23 protein-coding genes are annotated in these 24,770 nt (G+C 73.1%); 12 read left to right on the top strand and 11 right to left on the bottom strand.

All coding sequences use genetic code 11. The annotated features are described in order from the left end of the window. Positions 1 to 115: 115 nt before the first annotated feature. Complete coding sequence (locus ACQEVM_RS19450) at positions 116 to 1,633, bottom strand: hypothetical protein (RefSeq protein ID WP_433080735.1); 1,518 nt, start codon at positions 1,631 to 1,633, stop codon at positions 116 to 118. Between the two features lie 217 nt (positions 1,634 to 1,850). Continuing rightward, on the bottom strand, positions 1,851 to 3,035 hold the full coding sequence (locus ACQEVM_RS19445; protein WP_433080733.1) for an epoxide hydrolase family protein: 1,185 nt from the start codon (positions 3,033 to 3,035) through the stop codon (positions 1,851 to 1,853). 158 nt (positions 3,036 to 3,193) lie between these two features. Between ACQEVM_RS19445 and ACQEVM_RS19440 the strand changes: the two genes are divergently transcribed. Further along, positions 3,194 to 3,706 carry an anthrone oxygenase family protein gene (locus tag ACQEVM_RS19440; protein WP_433080731.1) on the top strand — a complete coding sequence of 171 codons (513 nt, stop codon included), beginning with the start codon at positions 3,194 to 3,196 and terminating at the stop codon, positions 3,704 to 3,706. Positions 3,707 to 3,858: 152 nt separating this feature from the next. On the opposite strand, the gene ACQEVM_RS19435 is transcribed toward ACQEVM_RS19440, so the two are convergent. After that, complete coding sequence (locus ACQEVM_RS19435) at positions 3,859 to 5,031, bottom strand: alpha/beta hydrolase family protein (protein WP_433080729.1); 1,173 nt, start codon at positions 5,029 to 5,031, stop codon at positions 3,859 to 3,861. A gap of 137 nt (positions 5,032 to 5,168) precedes the next feature. On the opposite strand from ACQEVM_RS19435, the gene ACQEVM_RS19430 reads away from it, so the two are divergent. Continuing rightward, positions 5,169 to 7,115: a protein kinase domain-containing protein gene (locus ACQEVM_RS19430; RefSeq protein WP_433080727.1), complete on the top strand. Its 1,947-nt coding sequence runs from the start codon at positions 5,169 to 5,171 to the stop codon at positions 7,113 to 7,115. A 26-nt stretch (positions 7,116 to 7,141) separates the two neighbouring features. Here the strand turns inward: ACQEVM_RS19430 and ACQEVM_RS19425 are convergent, their stop codons facing one another. After that, entirely contained in the window at positions 7,142 to 7,564 is a 423-nt protein-coding gene (locus ACQEVM_RS19425) for a YjbQ family protein (RefSeq protein ID WP_433080725.1), read from the bottom strand. A 171-nt stretch (positions 7,565 to 7,735) separates the two neighbouring features. On the opposite strand from ACQEVM_RS19425, the gene ACQEVM_RS19420 reads away from it, so the two are divergent. The 8 genes from ACQEVM_RS19420 (at position 7,736) to ACQEVM_RS19385 (ending at position 14,345) form a co-directional block, all read left to right on the top strand. After that, positions 7,736 to 8,932: a YihY/virulence factor BrkB family protein gene (locus tag ACQEVM_RS19420; RefSeq protein ID WP_433080723.1), complete on the top strand. Its 1,197-nt coding sequence runs from the start codon at positions 7,736 to 7,738 to the stop codon at positions 8,930 to 8,932. 142 nt (positions 8,933 to 9,074) lie between these two features. Next, positions 9,075 to 9,506, top strand: coding sequence for a phage holin family protein (locus tag ACQEVM_RS19415; protein WP_433080721.1), 432 nt, complete (start codon positions 9,075 to 9,077; stop codon positions 9,504 to 9,506). Next, positions 9,503 to 10,051 carry a DUF3618 domain-containing protein gene (locus tag ACQEVM_RS19410; protein WP_433080719.1) on the top strand — a complete coding sequence of 183 codons (549 nt, stop codon included), beginning with the start codon at positions 9,503 to 9,505 and terminating at the stop codon, positions 10,049 to 10,051. The genes ACQEVM_RS19415 and ACQEVM_RS19410 overlap by 4 nt, the downstream gene beginning before the upstream one ends. Positions 10,052 to 10,373: 322 nt before the next feature. Beyond that, entirely contained in the window at positions 10,374 to 10,907 is a 534-nt protein-coding gene (locus ACQEVM_RS19405; RefSeq protein ID WP_433080717.1) for a type 1 glutamine amidotransferase domain-containing protein, read from the top strand. 126 nt (positions 10,908 to 11,033) lie between these two features. Continuing rightward, positions 11,034 to 11,480, top strand: coding sequence for a hypothetical protein (locus ACQEVM_RS19400; protein ID WP_433080715.1), 447 nt, complete (start codon positions 11,034 to 11,036; stop codon positions 11,478 to 11,480). Continuing rightward, on the top strand, positions 11,477 to 12,475 hold the full coding sequence (locus tag ACQEVM_RS19395; RefSeq protein ID WP_433080713.1) for a cation diffusion facilitator family transporter: 999 nt from the start codon (positions 11,477 to 11,479) through the stop codon (positions 12,473 to 12,475). The genes ACQEVM_RS19400 and ACQEVM_RS19395 overlap by 4 nt, the downstream gene beginning before the upstream one ends. Positions 12,476 to 12,634: 159 nt before the next feature. Then, a complete protein-coding gene (locus ACQEVM_RS19390) occupies positions 12,635 to 13,867 on the top strand; it encodes a PP2C family protein-serine/threonine phosphatase (protein ID WP_433085267.1) in 1,233 nt (410 codons plus the stop codon). Positions 13,868 to 13,991: 124 nt separating this feature from the next. After that, entirely contained in the window at positions 13,992 to 14,345 is a 354-nt protein-coding gene (locus tag ACQEVM_RS19385) for a PRC-barrel domain-containing protein (RefSeq protein ID WP_433080711.1), read from the top strand. A 116-nt stretch (positions 14,346 to 14,461) separates the two neighbouring features. Here the strand turns inward: ACQEVM_RS19385 and ACQEVM_RS19380 are convergent, their stop codons facing one another. The 6 genes from ACQEVM_RS19380 to ACQEVM_RS19355 all read right to left on the bottom strand — a co-directional run bounded on the left by ACQEVM_RS19380 (position 14,462) and on the right by ACQEVM_RS19355 (position 22,289). Further along, positions 14,462 to 14,959: a hypothetical protein gene (locus tag ACQEVM_RS19380; RefSeq protein ID WP_433080709.1), complete on the bottom strand. Its 498-nt coding sequence runs from the start codon at positions 14,957 to 14,959 to the stop codon at positions 14,462 to 14,464. A 1-nt stretch (position 14,960) separates the two neighbouring features. Further along, on the bottom strand, positions 14,961 to 15,497 hold the full coding sequence (locus ACQEVM_RS19375; protein WP_433080707.1) for a hypothetical protein: 537 nt from the start codon (positions 15,495 to 15,497) through the stop codon (positions 14,961 to 14,963). A gap of 114 nt (positions 15,498 to 15,611) precedes the next feature. Continuing rightward, entirely contained in the window at positions 15,612 to 20,447 is a 4,836-nt protein-coding gene (locus ACQEVM_RS19370; protein ID WP_433080705.1) for a HEAT repeat domain-containing protein, read from the bottom strand. A 112-nt stretch (positions 20,448 to 20,559) separates the two neighbouring features. Then, the gene (locus tag ACQEVM_RS19365) at positions 20,560 to 21,555 is read right to left on the bottom strand and encodes a magnesium and cobalt transport protein CorA (protein ID WP_433080703.1); all 996 of its coding nucleotides are present in this window, start codon (positions 21,553 to 21,555) and stop codon (positions 20,560 to 20,562) included. A gap of 65 nt (positions 21,556 to 21,620) precedes the next feature. Continuing rightward, positions 21,621 to 22,040 carry a hypothetical protein gene (locus tag ACQEVM_RS19360; protein WP_433080701.1) on the bottom strand — a complete coding sequence of 140 codons (420 nt, stop codon included), beginning with the start codon at positions 22,038 to 22,040 and terminating at the stop codon, positions 21,621 to 21,623. A 21-nt stretch (positions 22,041 to 22,061) separates the two neighbouring features. Next, entirely contained in the window at positions 22,062 to 22,289 is a 228-nt protein-coding gene (locus ACQEVM_RS19355; protein WP_433080699.1) for a response regulator transcription factor, read from the bottom strand. A gap of 301 nt (positions 22,290 to 22,590) precedes the next feature. On the opposite strand from ACQEVM_RS19355, the gene ACQEVM_RS19350 reads away from it, so the two are divergent. Beyond that, entirely contained in the window at positions 22,591 to 23,691 is a 1,101-nt protein-coding gene (locus ACQEVM_RS19350) for a LuxR C-terminal-related transcriptional regulator (RefSeq protein WP_433080697.1), read from the top strand. Positions 23,692 to 23,852: 161 nt separating this feature from the next. Beyond that, positions 23,853 to 24,386, top strand: a complete 534-nt coding sequence (locus ACQEVM_RS19345) for a hypothetical protein (RefSeq protein ID WP_433080695.1) — start codon at positions 23,853 to 23,855, stop codon at positions 24,384 to 24,386. Positions 24,387 to 24,480: 94 nt separating this feature from the next. On the opposite strand, the gene ACQEVM_RS19340 is transcribed toward ACQEVM_RS19345, so the two are convergent. Then, positions 24,481 to 24,693, bottom strand: coding sequence for a hypothetical protein (locus tag ACQEVM_RS19340; RefSeq protein ID WP_433080693.1), 213 nt, complete (start codon positions 24,691 to 24,693; stop codon positions 24,481 to 24,483). Positions 24,694 to 24,770: the final 77 nt, after the last annotated feature.

Raw genomic sequence — 24,770 nt, 5'->3', positions numbered from 1 at the left:
GCCCGGCGGACCGGTCCCCGCCGGAGCGCCCGCCCCGCCCGCCTGTGACGGCCGCTCCGACGGCCGCTCCGACGGCCCTGCGGCCCGGTGTGAGCGGGCCGTGGTGCCGCCCGTCCTACCCTGCCGTGAGACGGCGGTCGACCTCTTCCGTCACGCGGCGGTGGAGTTCCGCCAACTGCTGCGGGGTGAGTTTCGAGAGGTCCTCGCCGGCGGGTGGGGACGAGGTCTCGCGTTTGCGCTTCTCCTCCTCCCGGCGTTCGAGTTCCTTCTCCTCCGGCGAGCCGGGCGCCGCGTACGCACAGCGGATGAGGGTGCCGTCGGCACTCTTGAGGCAGGTCGCCTCGCGGCCCCCGATCTGGCCCCTGCCCTCCACCCGGTAGCGGATGTTCTGCTCGCTGCCGACCGTGGCCGTCCACGTGCTGCCACCGGTCGGGACGATCTCGAAGACCCTGTCGTCGTTGTAGCAGCAGACGTCCCGGTACTCGGCCTTGACGAGGGCGACGATCGTCTGCGGCGAGGACCAGGTCGGTTCGAGCCGGTGCACCGTCAGAGGGGCGAGCCCGCCGCCCTGGTGACGGGTCGGGACGGTCGAGACGGCCACGACCGAACTCGCCTCTCCCTGCGGGGTGAGGGGGGTGACGTAGGCGCTGAGACCGCTCTGATCGCGGTAGCGGAGGGTGAACTCCGATTCGTTGCCCTCGTTGGCGCCGTCCTCGGACTCGTCCCAACCGCTCCTCTCGAAGAGCCAGTCGGAGAAGCTGCCGACCGCCGCCGTGGCCTCGCGCTGCCGGCCCGCCAGACTCAGCGGGTAGGAGGGGCCGGCGACGGTCGTGGAATCCTCGACGAGGGTCAGCTCGCCGGTGCGTCCGTTGTACAGGGCCACCCCGGCGGGTCGCTCCGTGACCACGAAGAAGCCGGTCTGTCGCTTCAGCGGGACCACGACCGTGGGCGTGTCGCCCGAGCAGGTCACGTAGGCGTCCGAGGCCTCGAAGCGGACCCACCGCTTCTTCGCGGAGATCTTCCGCCCCAGGTTGTGCGTGAACCAGCCGCTGATCCGCGCGTCGGCCACGTCCGTGTCGAAGGCGCAGCGTTGTTGGCTGCGACCGGTGCCGCCGAGGGGTACGTCCTGGACCAGGCCGACCTCGTAGCCCGCGAGCCAGCCGCGCCGTTCCACGAGGGTGGAGAACCGATCCGCGTCGGGCAGGTAGGTGACGTCCGCGATCTCACCCGTCACGTCGCCCAGGTTCGGGGCGGCCTGCGCCTTGCCGACCACGTACGGGGCGCGGGCGGTGAGTTCGGGGACGGGCTCGGTGACGATCCGCGTGCTCTCCATGTAGGCGCGGTCCTGCTGGTACGAGCCGTGGACCAGCCAGCCGATCGCGACGCCCAGGGCGAGCACGAGCCCGACACAGCCGACGGCCCGCGCGGCGGATCCGGCCTCCTCCCGCCCGCCGGAACGTACCCGGCGCACCAACCACGGCAGCGCGCCGAGCCCCGCGACCAGGACGGGAGGAGCCAGCCACGAGAGGATCTTGCGCCCCTCCCACACCATGATCGTGGTGTAGTACGAGGCGTACCACAGCACGAACCCCGCGAACAGAACGGCCAGTAGTACCCGCCAAACCCGCCCCATCGGCGCGCCTCCCCCTGTTGCCCCGACCTCCATTCTGCTTCGGGGCAGGGGGAACCGGCAGGTCTGCGACCAAATCGACGGCGATGGGATTCCGGCCCCGCCGGCGTTCGGTCGGGGTGGTCGGGTCAGCCGACCGGATCCTGACCGACCACATGCCTGAACCGCCCCTGCACGGGTCCCGGCGGATGGCCCCGCAGCCCGGGTCCGTCGGGCGCCGTCAGCCCTGCGCCGCCGCCCGGTACGGACGGAAGAAGGCGCGCAGTTCCTCGGCGTACAGCTCGGGCTCCTCGAACGGCGCGAAGTGCCCGCCCCGGGCGGGCTCGGTCACGCGGACGACGTTCGTCGTGCGTTCCAGCCAGGCCCGGGGCGGGCGGACGACGTCACCCCGGAAGAGCGAGAAACCGGAGGGCACCTCGACCCGGCGGGCGAGCTGCGCGGGCGGGATCGCGGCGTTCGCACGGTACATGCGCATCGACGAGCCGATGGTCCCGGTGAGCCAGTACAGCATGACGTTCGTGAGGATCTCGTCCTTCGTGAAGCTCCGTTCGACGTCGCCGTCGCAATCGCTCCATCCCCGGAGCTTCTCCACGATCCACGCGGCGAGCCCGGCCGGCGAGTCGGTCAGCCCGAACGCGGCGGTTTGCGGCTTCGTCCGGTGCACGGCGGCGTAGGCGCCCTCGGCGGCGCCCCAGGCCGCGGCGTCCTCCAGCCAGGCGCGTTCCTCGGGCGCGAGGTCCGCCGGATCGCCGGTGTACAGCGGCAGCCCCGCGTCGGTGCGGTGGACGGCGACGACCCGGTCGGGGTGGTCGAGCCCGAGGTAGCGGCTCACGTGGCTGCCCATGTCCCCGCCCGCCGCGCCGAACCGGTCGTAACCGAGTACGCCCATCAGCTCGGCCCACAGTCCGGCGACGGCGATGGTGTCGAGGGGTGGTCCGGCGGGGCGGTCCGAGTAGCCGAACCCCGGCATGTCGGGCACGACCACGTCGAAGGCGTCCGCGGGGTCGGCGCCGTGCGCGCCGGGGTCGATGAGGAGCGGGATGACCTTCGTATAGCGCCAGAACGAGTCCGGCCAGCCGTGGCAGAGGACCAGGGGCAGGGCCGGCCGGTCGGGCCCCTCCGGCATCACGGCCCTGACGTGCACGAAGTGGATTCCCTGGCCGCCGAGCCCGACACGGAAGTGGGGGAGCCGGGCGAGGGCCGCCTCCCGTGCGGGCCAGTCGAAGCCGTCCGCCCAGTGGGCCACCAGCTCGCGCAGGTAGTCGACGTCGGTACCGAGCGACCACCCGGCGTCCTCGGGTTCGTCCGGCCAACGCGTCGCCCGCAGCCGCGCGCCGAGGTCTCGGAGTGCCGCCGGGGCGGTCCGGAGGGTGAACGGCTCGGGGCGGGGAGAGGCGTCCGACATGGGACACATCGTACGAGCCACACCCTGCCCCGGGCCGGGCTCCACGCCCGGAGCCGCGCCGATGATCCGATGCGGGCGACGTCGTATAAGCGGCGCTGCCGGACGTGAGAACGTCCGGCTCTTGGACTTCGGACGCCGGGACCGGGAGGCTGGGGGTCATGCGCGTACACATAGTCCAGGGCGTCGCCCTGCTGTCCACGGGTCTGTTGGCCGGAGCGTTCGGCTACGGCGCGGTCAACCTCGTTCCCACCTTCAACGCCGTACCGCTCGACATGCGGCTGGACTTCCATGCCGAGCTGATGAAGATGAACGGCATCACCATGCAGGCGGCGATGGGGCTGTCGATCGTGAGCGCCGCGACACTCGCCGTGCTCACGCGAGGTCGTGCCCGGTTGACCGCCGGGGCCGCGAGCCTGCTGACCCTGGTGTCCCTCCTGGTCACCCGGTTCGGCAACGTTCCGATCAACGGCCGCATCAAGCAGTGGGCCGCGGGTTCGGCTCCGGCCGACCATGCGGAGATCCTGGGGCGCTGGGAGGCGTTCAACATCACGCGCACGCTCACCGCGGTCCTCGCCTTCGCCCTGCTGACGGCCCTCGCGTCACGCCGGTCGCACTCGGACGCCGCCGCCCGATCGACGTCGCGGGAACGGCGCGCCGTTCTCCGGGGCTGACCCGACGGCACACCGACGAGGCGCGGGGTCGGGCTCGTGGAGAACGCGCCCGACGGGCAGCGGCGCCCCGCACGCCGTGGCGAGGGCCGCCCGCCCGGGCGGGCGGCCCTCGCCACGGCGTGCGGGGCGGCCGAGGGGCCGCGCACCGGCTGTCAGCGGCGGTGGAACACGACCTCCGGGTCGGCCGCCGTCGGTCCGTCCAGGCGCGGCGCCGGGATCCCGCGCAGGTGAAGGTCGAAGAAGTCGCCGACGTACGCCCGCGTGATCTGCTCGGAGCGGGTGCCCGAGAGCGGGGTCTCCGGATGGGAGTAGCCCACCTGATCACCGAGAACGGGCCAGTCGGTGAAGCCCGGGTGACCCGCGCCCGTGACGGTCAACCACCGCTTCCAGCCGTCCAGGTGCGGCCAGTTGTCCTCCCACGAGGTGTCGGGGAAGTCGGGCGGCAGCATGGCCGGGTCACCGGCCAGCATCAGGAACGGGCGGGCGCCGAGGCCGCCTTGCGGTATCGGGGTGAAGAACGTGCCGTCCATGTTCGCTCCGGCGTCCACGCGCGGGTCCGCGGCCATGGTGGCCGACGCCGCCGCGCCGCCGATGGAGTGCCCGGCCATGCCGATGTGGCGGGCGTCGATCAGCCGGGAGTACCGCCACGCGGAGCGCGGCCCGGTGAGGCGGTCCAGGACGAACGGAACGTCGAGGGCCCGACCGTCGGAGACCCGGTGCAGTGACCCGTCGGGGAAGACCTGCTCGCAGGCCTTGCACGTGAGCAGGCGCCCGCCGGGGAAGACGGTGCCGTCCGACTCGTACGCGTGGTCCACCGCGGCCACGACGTACCCGCGACTGGCGAGGTCCTCCGCCAGGGTGGTCAGCGACGCGCGCGGCATCGTGAACCCGGGGGACAGCACGATCAGCGGATAGCGCTGCGCGGAGGGGCGGGGCAGCGCCCCGGAGCGGGAGTGCGTGCGGGTGGCGGCGAGTCGTTCGGGTGTGACGTGTTCGCCGAGTTGCCCCCGGTCGGTCAGCAGCGCCTTGGCCTCGGGAACGGCCATGTAGGGGGCGGGAGTTCCGGTGTGTGCGAGCGCCGGGTAGTACAGCGACAGCAGCAGTTCCCGGTCGGCCGTGGGCACCCAGGGGTCCTTGCGTTCGCGGTCCACCAGGTGCAGGGTGTCGCGGCCCACGGCGAACGCGCCGGTGGGGCGGGGGAGTTCGATGCCGGACGAGCCGCCGGTCGGGGCGGCCGTGGCCGCGGCGGGGCTCGCGAAAGCGAGGGGTGCGGCCAGGGCCAGCCCGGCCGCCACGGCCGTCAGCGCACGAATGATCTTCTTCATGCGCGCATCCTAGACGTTAAGGCAAGGCTTACCTAAGTTCGAAGTGCCTTGAGGTGCGGCCGAGTTCGGCCTCCCTGTTGCCCGACCGGGTCGCTCGGGTAGGTTTCTGGAAACATTTCCAATTCGATGGGGCTGACGTGTCGGAGCTGAGGGGGAGTGGGGCCGGGCCGCTGGAGGCGGGGGATCCGCGGCGGATCGGGTCCATTGCGTTGACGGGACGACTCGGCGCCGGCGGCATGGGACGGGTGTACCTCGGGGTCCATGACGGCCGGTACGTCGCCGTCAAGCAGTTACTGGCCTCCGTCGTCGGCGAGGACGAGGACTTCCTGCGCCGCTTCGGACACGAGTTGGACAACCTCTCCCGGCTGCCCGCCGAGGCCACCGCACCGTTGCTGGCCAGTGACCGGACCGCCCGACCGCCGTGGTTCGCGACCGCCTACATCCCCGGGATCACACTGGGCAAGGCCGTCGAGTCGTACGGCGGTGGTCTCCCCGCGGACGCGCTGTGGCTGTTGCTGCGCGAAGCGGCAGCCGGGCTGAAGTCGGTACACGGCCTCGGGATGGTGCACCGGGACCTGAAACCGTCCAACGTGATGCTGACCTTGGACGGTCTCACCCTCATCGACTTCGGCATCGCCCGGGCCGCCGAGCAGAGTCAACTGACCAGAACGGGCATGGTGGTGGGCACGCCCGCCTACATGGCACCGGAGCAGGCCTCCGGAAAGCGCGAGGTCAGCGGCGCCACCGACGTGTTCGCCCTGGGCTCCGTCCTCGCGTTCGCGGCATCCGGCACGCCGCCGTTCGGCGAGGAGTCGGGGCACGGCGTGCTGTACCGCGTCGTCCACGAGGAACCGGAACTGGACTGCCTGCGGGAACTGGATCCCGACCTCGCCGACCTCGTCGCCGCCTGCCTCGACAAGGACCCCGAGGGCCGCCCCACCGCCGGTGAGCTCCACGAGCGCGCCGTGCGTCGGGGCCCGTTCGCCGAGCCGCCGTGGCCGGCGGCCGTCACGGCGACTCTGCGGGAGCGGGCCGCCTTCGCCGCGGGCGTGCCGGAGGCCGACGTACCCACGCTGCCGCTGGGCGGCCGGGAGCCGGAGCCGTCGACGGACCCGGCCCCGAAGACCGGCCCCGCCCCGGAACCGGACCCGGAACCCGCGCCCGACGTCGTGCCCGCGCCCGAGGCCGTGTCCGTCGCCGAGCCCGCGAAGGGGCAGCGCCGCCCCGAGCGACCGCGGCGCCGTACCCGGATCCTCCTCGCCGTCATCCCCGTCGTCGTGGTCGCGGGGGGCACGACGTTGGTCGTCCGGAACCTGCCGTACACGTCCGCGCCGCAGGCCGGCGCGCGGGGCGAGCGGTCCGCCCCCGCCGCGGTGCCCCCGGGCGGGAAGCCGCCGGCGTCGAGCGGGGCGCCGTCCGGTCAGGCGCCCCCCGTACCGTCCCCGGCCCGGGAGGGATCCGGTGCGGACGCCAAGGACGGTGGGCAGGCGGGAGCGGGCGGGCTCGTACCCGTGGCCACGGGCGGCGCGGGGGCCGGCCCGGGCGCCGGCACGGGCACGGATGCGGGCACGGGACCCGGCCCGGTGACGGGCCCGGTGCCCGGGGGCGGCACACAGAACGGCGCGGGCGGTTCCGCGAACGGCGGCAACCCCGGCGGCGCCGGCAGCCCACGTCCTCCCGGCGGCGGACCGTCCACCGCACCCGTACCCCCCAAGGCCCCCGACTCCGGTACCTACCGCTACCGGAACGGCGACAAGGGAAAGTGCATCACCCAGGTCTTCGGGGCGTCGGACTTCGGCGACTGCTCCGCCTCCTCCGCGCGATGGACCGTGCGCAGCGGGTCGAACGGCAGCTTCAAGCTCGTCAACCGGGAGAGCGGCCAGTGCCTGTACGCCAATGGCCTCGGCCAGGCCGTCTTCGTGGGCGACTGCGCCCAGGACATCGGCCGGCTGTGGCGTACGGGTGCGGGCGGCACCCTCCGCAGCGACTTCAGCGGAGGCTGCCTCGACCTCGGCATGAGCAGCGGCCTGGTCACGAACACCTGTGGTGGGGACGCCTCACAACGTTGGACGAGGCAGACCTGAGTCCCCTGCTTCCGGACGGCGTCGCCTCAGGCCAGGAACGAGAGCCTTACCGTGCGCCGGGGGTTGTCCCGGTTGGTGTCCACCAGGACCACCGACTGCCATGTACCCAGGGCCAGTTCACCCCCCACCACGGGAAGCGTGGCGTGCGGCGGGACGAGGGCCGGCAGCACGTGATCACGGCCGTGCCCCGGGGAGCCGTGCCGGTGACGCCAGCGGTCGTCGGCGGGCAGCAGTGAGCGCAGGGCCTCCAAGAGGTCGTCGTCGCTCCCGGCGCCCGTCTCGATGACGGCCAGCCCGGCCGTCGCGTGCGGGGTGAACACGTTGAGCAGCCCGTCCCGACCGCGGGCGGTCTCCCGCAGGAAGTCCGCGCAGGCCGAGGTCAGGTCGAGCACGGTCTCCGCGGAGCCCGTGGTCACGTCGATCGTCCGGGTGGTGAAGGTGTCTGTCACGGACCCATCCTCGCCCGGCGCGACGAACCGGCGCCGCCGCCCCACCGCGTCCCTCCCGGACCACCCCGTCTCCCGCCGGCCACGGCCGCCGGTGGGAGCGCGGGCCACGGCCCGCCGCCCGGGGTGACGGCGCCGCTGATTGAGGCCGTGTATCGCGGACATCCGCTCGGTATGGCAGCGCTATGGGAACGCAAGCACCGCGAGCAGGACCGGACGGACGGCCGGCCGCCACACCGGCCCGCGGCGGACACCGACCGGGAACCGCCCCGCACGGCCCCGCCCGGTGACCGCGACGCGACGTCGAGCGGGCCCCGCGTGGACGAGGCGGAGCGCGATCGGGTCGGACCGGATCCCGACGTGGAGCGCGACGGGCCCGACCGGCCCACGGAGATGCCCAGGCGTGCCTGGGGCAAGGTGCTGAAGGGCACCCTGAAGGAGTTCGGCGACGACGAACTCGGCGACCGGGCCGCCGCGCTGACCTACTACGGCATCCTCGCGCTCTTCCCGGCCCTGCTCGTCCTCACCTCCCTGCTCGGGCTGGCCGGCCCGTCCACGGCGCAGCGGGCCCTGGACCAGTTGGAACAGCTCGCACCCGCCTCCGCCCGCGACGTGGTCGCCGACGCGGTGCAGCAGTTGCAGGGCCGCAGCGGCATCGGGTCCGCGGTCGCCGTCGTCGGTCTGGTGGTGGCCGTCTGGTCCGCCTCCGGGTATGTCGGCGCCTTCATCCGCGCCGCCAACGCCGTCTACGACATGCCCGAGGGACGGCCCGTCTGGATCGTGCTGCCGGTGCGACTCGGCGTCACGGTCGTGCTGATGGTGATGGCCGTCGCCAGTGCCCTGATCGTCGTCTTCACCGGCGGGGTCGCCCGCCGGGCAGGCGACGTGCTGGGCCTCGGCGACACCGCGCTCACCGTCTGGTCCATCGCCAAGTGGCCCGTGCTGGTCCTGCTGGTCACGAGCATGATCGCCCTGTTGTACTGGGCGACGCCGAACGCCAAGGGCCGCGGCTTCAAATGGATCACCCCGGGCAGTCTGCTCGCCCTGCTGATCTGGCTCGCGGCCTCGGTCGGATTCGCCGTGTACGTGGCGAACTTCGCCTCGTACAACAAGACGTACGGCACCCTGGCGGGCGTCGTCGTCTTCCTGGTCTGGCTGTGGATCACCAACCTGGCCATCCTCCTCGGCCTGGAGTTCGACGCGGAGATGTCCCGCCGGCGCGCCATCATGGGCGGACATCCGGTCGACGAGGAGCCGTACGTCCGTCCCCGCGACACCCGCGCGTGGAGCCGGGAGGAACGGGAACGCGCGGAGCACCACCCGGAGTCGGGCGACGAGCCCGACGGGCACGCGGGAGCCCCCCGGGTCTGAGTGTTCATCGGCGCGTGCGTGCCCCGAGACGGGGAAGACGCCACCGGTACGAGACGAGCCGCCGCCAACCGCAATCGAGGCCACACGACGTACCGGGCGAGGCCACCGGCCCGCCCGCGCAAGGGAAGGCAGATCCCCGACGATGTACTCCTCAGTCGATCCCTCACCCCACGACCAGGCCGACGTCACCGCCTCGGCCTCGACGAGCGCCCTCGTGAAACAGGCTTCGGAACAACTGACCCTGCTGGTCCGCCAGGAACTGAACCTGGCCACCGCCGAGATGCGCGAGAAGGGCAAGGGCCTGGGCCTCGGCGCCGGGCTCCTCGGCGGAGCCGGGCTCTTCGCCGTCCTGGCCCTCCAGGGCCTCGCCGCGACCGGCATCGTCGCCCTGGCCCTCGTCCTGCCGCTGTGGGCCGCCGCCCTCGCCGTCACCGGCGTCCTCGCCGCGACCGCGGCCGTCCTGGCGGCGGCCGGCAGGAAGCAGGCGGCCCGAGCCACCCCGCCCGCCCCCGAGCGGACCATCGACAGCGTGACGGCCGACGTGGCCGAAATCAAGGAAAGGGCACATCGATGAGTGACGACCACACCCACGCGGACAAGGACCCGGCCACCCCGGACGAGTTGCGCGAGCAGATCGAGGCGACCCGCGACGAGCTGGGCCGGACCGTGGAGGCACTGGCCGCCAAGGCGGACGTCAAGGCCCGTGCCCAGGAGAAGACCGCCGAGGTCACGGCCCGCGCGCAGGACAAGACCGCCGAGGTCAAGGCGGAGGCCCGGGAGAAGGCGGCCGAGGTGAAGGCGAACGCGCAGGACAAGGCCGCCGAGTTCAAGGCACGCGCCCACGACAAGGCCGTCGAGGTGAAGGCGGGCGCCCGGGAGAAGGCCTCGGCCGTGGTCCACGCGGCGCAGGACAGGATCCCGGAGCCCGTGGCCCAGAAGGCGGCTTCGTTGACCGGTGCCGTGGAAGCCGGGATCCGGGACGTCACCCCCGACCGGGGGCGTGCGGAGGCGAGCCGGGCGGCCGAGGTCGCGCGCCGCCATCCCGCGCTCGTGGCGGCCGGGTGCGCCGTCCTCGCGTACGGCCTGGTGCGCCGCTACCGGGGACGCCAGGGGCGGTGACCGGCCGGGCTCGGGTCCGGTTCCGGGCCCGAGCCCGGCCGGCGCGGAGCGCCACCAGGCAGGTGGCGCCGTCGCTCTCACCGGTCGGGTATGCGGCCATGGACGCGGATCGAGGGCCTGGTCGGCTCGCGGCCGTCGCGGCCGTCCCCGCAACCGTGCCCGCGGCCGTCGCCCCGCCGCACGGGCCGGGGGAGCAATCGGATGATTGCGACACCACGAGCCGGGCAGGCGCGGGGTGCACGGTGAGCCCACCGGCCCGGACCCAGGCCCCCGCACGAACGGGCGGGGGCGCCGGAGCCCCGAACCGAAGGAAGTGAACGCGGTGCGCATCGCATTCCTGACCGCGCCCGAGGGCGTCGAGGAAGTCGAACTGACCGAGCCGTGGAAGGCCGCCCTGGAAGCGGGCTGGAACCCCCAACTGGTCTCGACGGAACCGGGACAGGTGCAGGCCTTCGACCACCTCGACAAGGCCGGCAGGTTCACCGTCGACCACGTGCTCGCGGGGGACACCTCGGACGCCTTCGACGCGCTCGTACTGCCCGGCGGCGTCGCCAACCCGGACGCGCTGCGGATGAACGAGCGCGCCGTCGGGTTCATCAGGAGCTTCTTCGACGCCGGCAAGCCCGTCGCCGCGATCTGCCACGCCCCCTGGACGCTGGTGGAGGCCGAAGTCGTCCGCGGTCGCACCCTGACCTCGTGGCCGAGTCTCGCCACCGACATCCGCAACGCGGGCGGCACCTGGGTGGACGAGGAGGTCCACGTCTGCCACGCGGCCCCCGGCACGCTGGTGACCAGCCGCAAGCCCGACGACCTGGAAGCCTTCTGCGCCGCCTTCGTCAAGGAGTTCGCCGCCTGATTCCCGCGCGCGACCCCTCCCGGGTCCTCGGCCGAACGGACGCGGAACCGGCTCCGAACAGGTGCCCCACGGGCACCGCGCACGCGCGGGCCGCATACGGGTTCGGGCCCCGGGCAGGCGAAGGGCATGGACTACTCCACCACGCATCCCCCGAGGTTCCGCGTCACCGTCGAGGGAGAACGCTTCACCTGTGAGGAAGCCCAGGGACTGGGTTCGCGGGGAGAGGGCGGCGCCCCCGGCCCGGACCTCACGGTGACCCTGACCGGATGCGTCCTCGCCGACGCCCCCGACGCCCTCTCCTGGGCCCTCGCGGAGGAAGCCGACGGACCGCGACCCGTCCGCGTCACCATCGACGAGACGGACGCCACCGGACGCGAGGTACGCACCACCTGGCAGCTGACCGACGCGGCCCCGGCTCAGCTCCAGGGCGCCGAGACGAGGGCGGCGGACCAGGAGGGTCGCATTCGGCGGCTCACCCTGAACGCCGCCCGGATCACCGAGCTTCCGCGTACCGCGGGAACCCCTGGCACCGCCGCCCTCCCGGGGACCTCGGCGCCCGCGGACACGCGATGACACGGTCCGCCGGGACGGCGACCGAACGCGACGGCGAAACCCGCATCACGGTATGGGTGGCCCTCGGCGCGAACCTGGTCATCTGCGTGGCCAAGGGCATCGGCGGCGTCATCGCCGGTTCCCCGGCCCTGCTGTCCGAGGCGGCGCACTCCGTGGCCGACAGCCTCAACGAGGTCTTCCTGCTCGCGTCGGTCAAACGCAGCAGGCGGCCGGCGGACAAGCGCCACCCGTTCGGCTACGGCAAGGAACGATTCTTCTGGTCCCTGCTCGCAGCCGTGGGCATCTTCGTCACCGGCGGCTGCTTCTCGGTCTTCCAGGGCATCGAGGCCTTCCGGTCCGGCGGCTCCGAATCGCACAAGGGCTACGTCATCGGCCTGATCGTGCTCTTCGCGGCGCTGCTCGCCGAAGGCGCCTCGCTCGTCCGCGCCGTCCGCCAGGTGCGCGGCGAAGCCCGCGAGGCCGGGCGCAGCACGACCGAGGAGATCCGCCGGGTACGGGATCCGGCCCTGCGCACCGTCCTGGCCGAGGACAGCACGGCCTGCGCCGGTGTCGTCCTCGCCATGATCGGCATGGCACTCCACATGGTGACCGGTGAGGTGGCGTACGAGGCGTGGGCCTCCATCCTGATCGGTGTGCTGCTCGTCTACGTGGCCTACACCCTGGGCAAGGGGGCCCGCGCCCAACTGATCGGCGAGGCCGCCGACCCCGCCATGCAGAGCGAGGTACGGGCCCTGCTGCGGCGGCAGCCCGAGATCGACTCCGTCACGGCCCTGCTCACCATGCAGCTCGGGCCGGACTCGGTGCTGCTGGCCGCCGGGATCGACCTGACGGCCGGATACGACAGCGAGACCGTCGAGGACGCGATGGTCCGCATCCGGGACGAGCTGAAGGCACGGTGGCCCGAGTTGGGCCAGGTGTTCCTCGACGTCACCGACGCCGCGGCGGCCCGCCGCGCGGCGGAGCGCGAGGAGGCGGAACACCCGGCCGGCGCGTGAGCCCCCGACCTCGCGGACGGAGAGGCCAAGGAGCCACGCGCACGCGGAGCCGGACGCCGGAGGGTGCGGCGCGCGCCGACGGCGAAACCCGCCCGCGTGTGGTGCACTGGATCCACCGGCGCGGGAGATGAGTCTGTGGCGATCGACGGCAGCCTGACCATGCTGACCGGCCTCTTGGCGGCCGGCCACCTCATGCCCATGGACCTCCTGCCGGCCAAGGTCGCCGAACACGCGGCCCCGGCAGGGTTCCGCGACGTACGGATCTACGTGGCGGACATGCAGGAGCGCGTGCTCCGCATGCTGCCCCACCCGCCCCGGGTCGTGCCGGAAGCGGCGACGGCTCGCGCGGACGACCGCGAGATCAGGATCGAGGGCACGCTCGCCGGGCGGGCCTACCAGCACGGCGAGATCGTGCACACGGCGGCGGACCCGCTCCACGCGCAATGGTGGGTGCCGATGCTGAACGGCAGCGAGCGTCTCGGCCTGCTGCGCCTCACCCCGGACGAGAACGATGCGCGGGCCCGCCGGGACGCCGAGGCCCTGGCCTCCCTGGTCGCCCTGCTGATCGTCACCAAGAGCGACCAGAGCGACGCGTACGCGCGGCTCGTGCGGACGGCTCCGATGAACGTGGCGGCCGAGATGCAGTGGCACCTGATCCCGCCGCAGACGTACGCGGACGGTCGGGTCGTCGTCGCCGCCACGATGGAACCCGCGTACGAGATCAGCGGGGACGCCTTCGACTACGCGATGGCGGGCCCGATCGTCCACCTGTCGGTGTTCGACGCGATGGGTCACGACACGGCGGCCGGACTGGCCGCGAACCTCGCCGTCGGAGCCTGCCGCAACGCCCGCAGGCAGGGGGCGGACCTCGTGGGCGTGAGCGAGCGGGTGGAGGAAGTGCTGATCGAGCAGTTCCGGCGCGGCATCTACGTGACGGGCGTCCTCGCCGAGCTGGACACGCGTACCGGGGTCCTCACCTGGGTCAACCGAGGTCATCTCCCGCCGCTCGTCATCAGGGGCGGCCGCTGGGCCGGCCAACTGGCCTGCCCGCCCGCCCACCCCATGGGCACCGACCTGGGGCTGCCCGTCCGGGCGTGCAGGGAGCAACTGGAGCCGGGGGACTGCCTGGTCCTGTACACCGACGGCATCACGGAGGCGCGACGTCCCGGCTCCACCGAGTTCGGCCTCGCGAACTTCACCGACTTCCTGATCCGCCACCACGCCGATGGTCTGCCCCTCCCGGAGACGTTGCGGCGCCTCGTCCAGGCGGTCATGGGCCACCACGACGGACGGCTCCAGGACGATGCGACCGTGCTGTTGTGCGAGTGGTTCGGCCCCGACGCCGAACCCACACGGACGGCGGCGGCGCGCACGGGCGTGGTCCGACCCTGAATGCCCCGTGTGCGTCGGAGGTTTCAGGGCAGGCGACCCTGTGGCGGTTCCGCGCCTCTCCGGATCATCGAGGACGCCGTGGAGAAGAGGACCGTCACATCGATCGAGTGAAGGGGTTGTTCACATGACCGGCAATGTGTGGGGTTACCACGAGACGTCCGGCCGCCTGGCCGACGTCGATCTGACGGGTTTCAAGGTCGAGGCCACGGACGGCTCCATCGGCAAGGTCGACAAGCATTCCGACGAGGTCGACTCCTCGTACATCGTGGTGGACACCGGCCCGTGGATCTTCGGCAAGGAAGTGCTCCTTCCCGCCGGCACGGTCAGTCGGATCGAGGTGGACGAGCGGCGGATCCACGTCGACCGGACGAAGGAGCAGATCAAGCACGCTCCCGAGTTCATCCAGGACAAGCACCTCCAGGACGCGGACTATCACCGCCAGATCGGCCGCTACTACGACGAGCCGCGCACCTTCTGACGGGACGCCTCCCGGCGGGACGGCGCCTGCGACGGGGCCGGGCGAACACCACGTGGTGTTCGCCCCGGCCCCGTCGGCGCGTCGATCGGGTCGGTCGATCGGGTCGGGAGGCGCGGTCAGGTCTTGAGGAGGCGGTTGAAGAAGGAACGGTAGCGCTGCAGCGCGAGCCGCAGATCCTCCGTGGCGACCTGCTCGCCGCGGCCCCACTGGCCCTCGAGTTCCTGCTTGTGAGCGGAGAAGGTCCGGGCGAGTTCCTGCATCACCTCGGCCACCAGCGTGTCCGCGGACGTCACGGCCTCCTTCGGGTCGTCGACGAAGCGTCCCTGGATCTCGGCCCACCGTTCCCGGAAGCCCTCCGTCTCCGCGCCGGCCAGCAGGGGTTCGTCACGCTCGTCCCGTTCCCCGCGTCCCTCGGCGTGATCCGGCCCGTCCCGGAGATCGGCGGGCGCCTCCTCGGCCGCTGCCCCGTCCTGTGCCTCGGTGGTCTCGCCCTCCAGGGCCGTCGCCTCGCCGGGGTACACGGCCTGGGCGCCGGTCGCACCCGGATGGGCGAGGTTCTCCGTGGTCAGCCGGTCCTCGTCGCCCCGGCCCGCCGTGTCACCGTGTTCCCGCATGTCATCGGCCTCCTTCGCTGCTCAGCAGTTCCTCGAACAGGGCGCGGTAGTGGACCATGGCGCCGCGGAGTTCCTCCGTGGTCGCCTCGGCACCGCCGCCGCGCAGGTTGATCTCGTGGGCCGCGCGGTAGTGCTCCAGGGTGCGGCCGTGCTCCACCGACAGGTCCCGGACCTGCCCTTGGTAGCCGTCGGCCGGGTAGCCGCGTTCGCGCATCAGGCGCGTCACCAGTTCGTCCGCCTGGGCGACCGATGCCTCGGGGCGGTCCACGAATCGTTCCTGGACGTCGCGCCACTCATCGGTGTACTGGGCACGCCGCTCGGCGGGCAGTTCCTTGATGTCGAGCGTGTCATGGCGTTGCTCGCGGGCCCGCAGCTCGCGGTCGGCCGCCATCCGGCCGCCTTCGGCCTCGACCGTCCGGTCGTATTCGGGGCCGAACTGCTGCCGCAGGTGACGGCGGCGCGAGAAGGCCCACAACGCGGCGATCAGGGCGATCACTACCACCGCGGCGATGATGACGATGAGCGTGGTTGTCGACATGGCCGCCTCCAGCACGGGGCCTCGTCCTTCCGGCTGTAGGCGACTGCCCACGAGCACTCCGCGCAAACCATTGGCCAGGGGTGGGCGGTGGTCGTCCGCCCCCGGCCTACGGTCCTACCCGGCGGTGGTTCCGGTGTCGGCCGCGATGCGGCCCAGCACCTCCGCGTAGCGCGCCCGCCTGTCGGGGCGGGCGTGGGCGGCGGCGCGCCTGAGCGCGGGGACCGCCGGGGCGCCCAGCCGCGCGAGACCGTCGGCCGCGGTCCGGCGGACCACGGGACGCGCGTGTACGAGCAAGCCGACCAGGGCGGGGATCGCCGGTTCCCAGGCCGCTCGGGACAGGCTCCGGATCGCCATGCGGACCACGTCCGGCTGCGGGTCGTGCAGCAGGACGAGCGTGTGTCGAAGGTGGCTGGGGCGGTCCAGCACCGCCCGGGAGGTCCGGTGCGCGTGCAGGCGGACCCCCGGCGTGGCGTGGTGCAGCAACCCACCGATCAGCTCCCGCACCGCGAGGTCCGGATCCGGGCCCCGGTGCTCCTCGGCAAGGCGGGTCAGGGCCCGGCGGATCCGCTCGGGAGTCCCGGTACGAGCCGCGTCCGACAGCTCCAGCCGGGCCGGACGGTGCACGGCCCGCGGGGTCGGCGTCCCGGCGCGGTCGCGGAGCGAGGCGAGCGCGGTCGCGTCTCGACTCACGGCCGCGGGGCCGCGCAGCGGGCCGTCGACCAGCAGGATCCGGTCCGCGAGTTCGTCGTGTCCCTCGGCGCGGAGCCGCCGGCACGCCCGCGTCAGGGCCGCAGTGCGCAGCATCGCCCGGCCCGCGATCAGGTCCACCGGCCCCCGGGCGCCGGCGTCGAGACGTGTGCCGAGACCGTGGGCGAGCGCGTCGACGGGCGCCCTGCGCAACTCGACCGCGGCGGCTCGGTGGACGGCGGGCGTCCCCTGCTCCCACCAGTGCGACAGCAGCGGAAGCAGCGGTACGAGGTCGGGCGGCGCGAGCAGCGAGGCCACGCGGATCACGTTCTCGGGTGGAACCTCGGCGGCCCGGAGTTCCGCCGGGGCGAGCGTGATCATGGTACGAGCCAGGTCGGCGCCGACGTCGACCGTCGTCCGCCCGCGCAGGGCCGCCCGGAGCACGGCGAGCCGGATCCCGGGCTCGGGCCAGGTCAGGAGGGCGCGGGCGGCGGTGTTGCGGCGGTCCGGGTCAGGGGAGTCCAGCATCGTCAGCAGGCGGTCTCGCAGAGCCGCCGAGCGCGGCTGGTCGAGGTCGTCGGTGTGCACGCGGCGCGGTACGCCCGCACGCCCCGGCGCCGGTCGCGGTCCGGAGGCGGTCTCGCCGATCGTCCAGGGCGGTGCGTCCAGGGGCTGGAGGGCCGTCATCCAGTCGAGCAGCGGGTCACGGACCTCGGGATCGGCGGTGGCGTATACGTCGATCAGCGCGGACAACCGCTCCCGGGAATCGGGCGCTTCCTCGTCACGCGTGCGGCCGAGGTCACGCATGCCGGGGATGTCACCCTTGCGGCCGATGTCGTGCGCGCGGCGGTGGACGGGGAGGTCGCGGAGGCGGAAGTCGGCAAGCGCGGCCGGGGTGCGCACCGAGGCCTCCAAGGCGGTCCGCCAGCCTCCGGCAGGCAGGTGCGGCACGGCGAACGCCTCCCGCAGCACCTCCGTTCGGGCCCGCCAGGGGTCGGCGCCGAACCCGGCCACCGCGAGCGCGCGGTCGAGGTCCGCGCGGACCAGCACCGCCCCGCACCGGCGCAACAGCGTCAGGGTGGACCGGTCGGGCGTGTGCGCGGAGGCGGGAGGCAGGGCGCGTACGGAGTCGACGACCGCCGCCGCCGACGCCGGGGTGAGCAAGGGCGCGACCGCTTCGAGGACCGCGACGAGGTCCGGGCGGTCCCCGCCCGACCCGTCGGCCAGGGCGTCGAGGAGCAGCCGGGTGGACCGGGCCCACGAGGCGACCTCCCCGTCCGTCCAGGGCGCGGGGCACAGCCGCAGTGTGAACCGCAGCACCGCACCCCGGGTCGCCCGCGGCGCGGATTCGGCCAGGCGGAGCCAGTCCGCCAGCAGGGGTCGCAGCTCGCGCAGCCGGTCGGAGTGCGGAGGCTCGGGACGCACGGCGACTCGCAGCGCGACGGTGGGATTCCAGCGGCCCGCCGCCATCGAGGTCACGTCGAAGTCCGTTGCGTCGTTCGGCGGCGACGCCGGCCCGGCGGGAAGGACGATGCCGTGCCGGTCCAGCGCCGGCGCCAACTCCTCCCGTGTGCCGGACGCCAGGCGGACCCGGCCGTCCGCCACCAGCGCGAGCAGCGCCGGCGCGACCGGTGAGGCCTGATCGGCCAACGCGAGGACCGATCGCGCCGGCAGGACACCGTCGAGAGCCTCCGACAGCAGCGCACGCGCGCGCTCCGTCTCGCCGTGCTCCGCAGCGGTCAGGACGGTGGCCGCGTACGCGTCGCCGAGGATCGCGCGAAGCGCCTCGACGATCGTGCCGCGGAGCCCCGGGTTGTCATGCCGTCCCAGCAGACGGAGCAGTTCCGGAACCGCCGGGGGCGCGCCCGCGCGCGCCAGGGCCTGGGCGGCCGTCTTCTTGACGTTCATGTTCGGATGGGAGAGACACGCGGCGATTGCCGTGCAGGCCCAACGGGCCCGCGCGTGGCCGAGGGCCAGCAGCGCCCTCCGGACGGTCTGCACGTCCCCGGCGCGGGTCAGCGCGATCAACGTGGCCGACAGTGCCTGCGCGTCGTCACCCGTGACATCGCGCGCGAGCAACGCGATCGTGTGCTTGCGTACGTGCCGGTCACGGTGACGCAACAGGTGATGCACCCGGGCGCGAACGCGCGGGCCGGGGGCTCGGGACAACAGTTCGAGGAGGATCGTCTTCTCCCTGTCCGACAGCCCGGGCCGGTCCAACAGATCCAACACCAGGGTCGCGAGCAGCGCCCTGCCCGCCGCCTGCGCGTCCGCCGCGTCGAGCAGGCACGCGGGCCGGATCCGGCGCCGCTCGTACAGGCGGGAGCCCAGGGCGGTCAGCGCGTGCTCGGCTTCCCGCGGAACGACGGGTTCGGCGTTCGGCGTCTCGCCCTCGAACCGCGTGACGTCGCCCCCCGGCTCCCGCAACGCCGCCAACTCGCCCACGACGCGCAGCAGCAGGTCCGCGAGGGCGGGCAGGGTGCCCGCCCCGCCGTGGGCGGCGAGCCGGCACAGCGCCGTCAACGGTTCGTCCGGGTCCAGATGGGATCCGAGGAGCGCCAGCTCCTCCTCGTCGGGGCCCCCGAGATCGGCCGCGATGCGCGCCGGCAGATCGGTGGGGTCGAGGCGGACGAGGAGGCCACGCCGCTGGTCCCGGTCGTCGGTCAGATGCCACAGCAGTTCCAGTGCCCGGTCGCGCACCGCGCGCAGGTGGGGCGCGATGACACCGATCCCCTCACCGTCCTGTGCGGCGTCCTCGGAGGCAGGCAGCCCGAGCCCTTCCCGCAGCGCCCGCACCGTGCGGTGTCCGCCGATGGCCTCCAACGCGTCCAGGGCCGGCCCGGGGGCCTGGGGGAGGAGAGCGATGACGACCTCCTCGGCCTCCGTGTACCGCAGTTCACGGATCGCGGCGAGGAACGGTTCCGGTGGTCCGGCCGTCGCGAACACCCGTGTGATCTCCTCCCCGACGGGTAGCTCCCGCGCCCCCTGCCCGGCCAGCGCGACGAGCAGCGCAAGCCGCCTCGGCCGGCTCGTATCGTCGTCGGCGTCGATCAGCGTCCGCAGCGCCGCACGTCGGCAGGTGAAGAGGATCGCGGCGACCTCCCGGGGCGCGATCGAATGGTCGGCCAGTGCCAGGCCGATGACGGCCGGTACGTCCTCGTCGGTCGGGAAGTGACCACGCCGGTGGAGCCCGCGCAGGCAGGCCACCGCGGGCGCGCCGAGCAGCAGCGGATCCCGGGCGGCGATGGCGGTCAGTTCCCGGATGTCATTGCGCCCGGCCAGGTCACCGAGGAGTTCGAGCGCGCGCCGGCGGAGCGCGGGCAGCCGACCGGGATCGGCGGCGACGCGCCGCACCACGTCCCGGTGGCCGTGGCGCGAGGCAGCCGTGAGCGCGGCATCGGCGACCTCGACCGGGGTGGCTTCCGGATCGGAGGTGAGGAAGACGGACAGTCGCCCTTCCGGCAGCGGCTCCAGGGCCGCCCACGGCTCGGCGAGCTCGCGCAGCGCGGCGGCCACGACGGCGGCGGCGGCGCGCGAACCGCCCGCCGTGTCGTCCGCCGCGCCGACGTCCGTGCCGACGTCGGCGCCGCCCGCCGAGCCGGAGCCGTGCGCGCCGATGTCCCGTACACCGACGCCTCGCACCCCGGTGTCCAGCAGGGCGAGGACGTGCTCGCGTACGCGCGCGGGGGCCAACAGCCCCGCGTGCAGGCCCTCGCGGGCGAGCCGCAGGGCCTCGGCGCGCAACACCTGATCCCCGCTGTCCGCAAGCTCGGCCACCAGCCGCCCCGGCCGGTGCGCGGCGGTCACACTCGTCTCCCGGACCGCTTGGTGGAGGAGTTCACCCCGGGCCTCGTGTCGGAGCACCGTCGGGTCGTCGAGGAGTTCGGCGCGCAGCCAGGCGATCCGTACCCGTACCGGCAGGTCGGCCGTACGCCACGAAGGCGGGCGCCGGTCCCGGAGATACGGTCCCAGGTGTGCGTGGAGGTTCGCCTGGAGCAACGCCGCCTCGGGCGGATCCACCACGAAGTCGGGCAGCAGCGAGGCCAGTTCGACCGTCTCCCGCTCGTCCGCCGCCGGCGGGGTCGCCGTGACCCGTCCGGTGAGCAGCAGCAGGCCCAGATGGCGCAGGCGCGGGTTCGCGTGCCGAACGAGGCGTCCCAGGACGGCCGGTCGGCAGGACCGGGCGTCGAGGTGGTCGGACAGCCACTCCAGGTCGCACCGGTGCAGTGCGTCGTCGATGAGGTGGTCCGTCGAGGTCGTCATCGTCGGATGGTAGGTCGGCCGCCGGCCACACCACCAGCGGGTTCGGCCGCGCTACCGGGACCGGCCCGGCATCCCGCGCCGGTCGAGTGTGCCCGGCGGGAACCTGAGGTGCCTACAGCCAGCCGTTGCGGCGGAAGGCCCGGTACAGGGCCCCCGATGCCAGTGCCATCAACCCCACGGCGAGGGGATAGCCGTAGGTCCAACCGAGTTCCGGCATGTGCTCGAAGTTCATCCCGTAGACGCCCGCGACCATGGTGGGAATGGCGAAGATCGCCGCCCACGCCGAGATGCGCCGCATGTCGTCGTTCTGCCAGGTGCCCACCCGGGCCTGTTGGGCGTCGAGCACCGAGTTCAGCAGTTCGTCGAGGGTGCGCACCTCGGTGTCGGTGCGGTGCAGGTGGTCGGCCACGTCCCGGAAGTAGGGCTCGGCCTTCGGCGCCCGCCGCTCCTCGCCCGGCCCGCCGAGGAGACCGTTCAGGACCGGCACCAGCGGCTGTACGGCGTCACGGAACTCGCGCACTTCCCGCTTGAGCGAGTAGATGCCCTCGGTGTGGTCGACGCGAGCGGAGGAGAACACCTGGTCCTCCAACCGGTTGAGCGTGCTGCGCACCTTGACGGCGGCGTCGCTGTAGGCGTCGACGACGACGTCCAACACCGCGTGCAGGACCGACAGCGGTCCGAAGCGGAGCATCGTCGCGTCGGCGTCGAGTCGGCGGGCCGCCTCGGCCGTCGGATCGACCGCGCCGTGGCGGACGGTGAGGACGTAGTGGGGGCCCACGAACATCATCATCTCGCCGGTCTCCACCGCGGTCTCGTCCTCGACGTACCACAGCGTCTTGATCGCCACCGCCAGCACGTCGTCGAACCGCTCGCGCTTCGGACGCTGGTGCGCCTGCACCGCGTCCTCGACGGCGAGCGGGTGCAGACCCAGCTCCTCGGCCAACTGCACCAGCTCGGACTCGTCGGGATCGACGAGCCGGATCCACCCGAACTCGCCGTCGTCCAAGCCGTGCAGCCGCTTCAGGGCGATGCGGCACGCCTCGTCCTCAAGACCGCACTCGACCGTCTGCGACCTGCCCGACCGCTCCTCGTACACCACGCATTCCATCCTCCGCGCATGCTTCGGACAGCCGATTTCATGCGCCGTCGCCGAACAGCCGACTCCGTCGGCCCTCACGGCGTACGCGGAGACGGCGATCCGAGATCGGCCACGAGCCGGAGCGCGTACGCGTTGTCGGGGGCGAGGTCCCGGACCGCGCGACCGGCCTCGGGGGCTCGATCCGTCTCGCACAGCAGGTGAACGAGGTTGTAGAGGGCTCCGCGGTCGCCCTCTTCGGCGCGCCGGCGCAGAGCGGTGTCCATGCCCCGTTCGCGCAGCGCCCGGTTGAGTCGGCGGCGGGCGTGGACGTCCGTGTGGGCGAGTTCCGCCAGCTCCGTGAACCGTTCGGCGCAGGCCAGGAGGTCCATGTGCCACAGGTGGTTGCCGTGCGCGTCGGAATCGCCGTGGCACTCGGCGCGGGCACTCACCAACGCGATGGCCGCGTCCCGGTCACCGAGTCGTTCCGCCGCCTCCGCGCGCTCGAACCATGTCACGGGACGAGTATCGCCGCCCACTCAGTAACCCAGTTGGAAGGCGAGGTGGGTGAGCTGCGTCCGGTTCACCGCGCCGGTCTTGCTGCGCAGACGCCGCAGGTAGGTGTCGACGGTGTGCGGGCTCAGCCCCATCCGCCGGGCGATCATCCGGTACGTGTCACCCTGCGCGAGGTGGGCGAGTACCTCCCGCTCCCGGGGGGTCAGGCTGGGCAGGTCCCGTGCGGGGGCGGCGAGCGCGGTGTCGGGCATGAGGGGCTCCGGATCGATGTCGGTGGAGGTGCGTGGAGGGTGTGAGGGCAGGAGGGAGGAGAAGGAGCGTGCGCGGGGGCGTGTCCGCACCGATCCGTCGGCGCGAGGAGGCCATGACCGCAATCGCGCCAATCGGCGGCCGGGGGTCCTGAAAGCGTCGATCCCCCGCCGCTGTTCGTCCTGTACAGACTTTCGCCTTGCTTATCCTGACGCCAGGGGGTGGGCACCTCACCAAAGTGCCTGGCAGTAAAGCGACCGGGGGCGAAAAGGGCGAAGTGGGCCAATGCTGACTACTGATGTGGTGTCTGATTCGAACGATGTCGATCTCGACGTCTACGGCTGGGTGCTCGAACACCGCACGGCGGACGTGGACGCGCTCGCCGCCGGAACCGGCCTCGACGTGGACGAGGTCCGGCGCAGTGTCGCGCGGTTGCGCGCCTCGCACCTGCTGCACGTGAGCCCCGAGGAGCCGTCGGTGGCGTTCGCGGTGGCCCCCGACACCGCCGCCGAACAGCTCGTCGCGCCGCTGGAGGCGCAGATCCGGGAGCAGGAACGGACGATCAGCGGGATCCGGGAGGACCTCGGGCGCTTCCTGCCGCACTACCTGCGACGCCGGTCCGCCGGGGACGCCCTGGAGGTGTTGGCGAACCTGGAGGAGGTGCGGGGCGCCATCCACCGGGCCTCCCTCGCCTGTACGACCGAGATGCTCAGCTCCCAGCCCGGCGGCGGGAGCCGGATACCCGAGGCGATGCAGGAGGCGCTGGGGCGGGACGAGGCCATGCTCAAGCGGGGCATCGCGATCCGCACCCTGTACCACCACACGGCGCGGTTCAACGGGCCCAGCCAGGCGTACGTCGCCGCGGCCTCCGTGCTGGGGGCGCGGTACAGGACCGCGCACGAACTGTTCGGACGGCTGATCGCCTTCGACCGCGAGATCGCGTTCATCCCGCTCAACGACGGCAGTCACGGGGCCGTGGTGATCCGCGAACCATCCACGGTGGCCTACCTCTGCGACATCTTCGAGCAGACCTGGGACCTGGCCTCGCCGTTCTCGGCCGCCGTCGGTCAGGGCCTCGAAGAAGTCGCCCGGGAGATCCACGAGACGATCATCCGGCTCCTCGCCGCCGGCCTGAAGGACGAGGCGATTGCCCGCCGACTGGGCATGTCGTTGCGCACGGCCCGGCGTCACATCGCGGACATCATGCAGGAGTTGGGCGCGGGCAGTCGCTTCCAGGCGGGGGTCGCCGCCGCGGCGCGCGGACTGCTGGAACCGGATCCGTCCGTACCGTCCGCAGTCCGCATGCCGCCCGCCGTCGAAGCCCCGTCCGCCGCCGAAGTCGTACGCGTCGAAGCCGTGGCCGTCGAGGCCCTGCCCGTCGCCGGAGTCCCGGCCGCGGGCTGAATCGGAGTCGCCCCGGTGTCCCGCCCCTGTCCCCTCCCGGCCGCACGGGCGGGTGGCGGGGGCGTCCGCGGGTGCGGCCCTGTCACGCGTTCTCGTGTCTGTCGCGGGCGCGGGGGTCGGCGGCATGCTCCTCGGACGGGATCTGTGGAGAGGGGCACCGAATGAACCTGCCGGACGATGGCGACGAACGGTCCACCGCGCACCTGCGGGAGCTGGAGCTGTTCCTGTCCGTCCATCTGGGCCGGGCGCCGGGCGTGCTGTGGCCCGAGTACGACAATCCGGCTTTCGGTGACTCAGACGCCTTCGGTGACGGAGACGGCCTCGGTGACGGAGACGGAGGGAAGGGCCCGACGAACGACGGAGCCCGGGCCGCGCGGCTGGAGGCCTTCACCGGACGGCTGGGGGCGCTCACCGGCCTGGGCGTCCGGGCGGAACTGGTCGTCGCCGGGGCGCACACGCGCCCGGACCCGGGGGCCGCGGACACCGCCTCCGCCGACCACCTGCTGATCCACCAGATCGACGGCGCCGTGACCTGGCGGCTGACCGGACCCGGTGAGGACGGGGAGCCGGCGTCCTTCCAATGCAGGCTGCTGCCCGGAGAGGTGCTGTACGTGCCGGCCCGGTGGGGCCGTCGGGCCGAGTGCGCCGAGGGAACCAGGTACGCCGTCGTCTCCCTGCACCGCGCGGGGGAATGAGGGCGTACGTGTGCCAGGTGTGCCACGTGTGAAGGGGGGCCACTCGCATACCGCGAGTGGCCCCCCTTCACACGTAACCCCCGCGCCGGGGTGGTCAGCTGCCCCAGGAACTGTCCTTCGGGTCACTCAGCCGCGTACCGCCGGTGGTCGTGCCGGGGGTGATGTGAACGGGGTGTGCCGGGGTGGTCGCCGCCTCGCTCTCGCCGGTGGCGGAGACCGTGGTGTCCGCCGGCTGCGAACCGCCGGTGATCGGCAGCAGCAGGGCGGCGGCCGCGACGGACAGGGCGACGATGAAACGCTTCAGCATGGGTTCCCCCGGGTTGAGGTCTTCTGGTCTGCTCGCGACCGCTTCGGGGATTGCCCTCGCCGGTCGTGCTCGCAGGA

Source organism: Streptomyces sp. CA-243310, assembly GCF_050936775.1.
Classification (GTDB): Bacteria; Actinomycetota; Actinomycetes; order Streptomycetales; family Streptomycetaceae; genus Streptomyces.
Note: the sequence above shows the minus strand (reverse complement) of the source record. Positions and strands in the feature narration are given on the sequence as shown.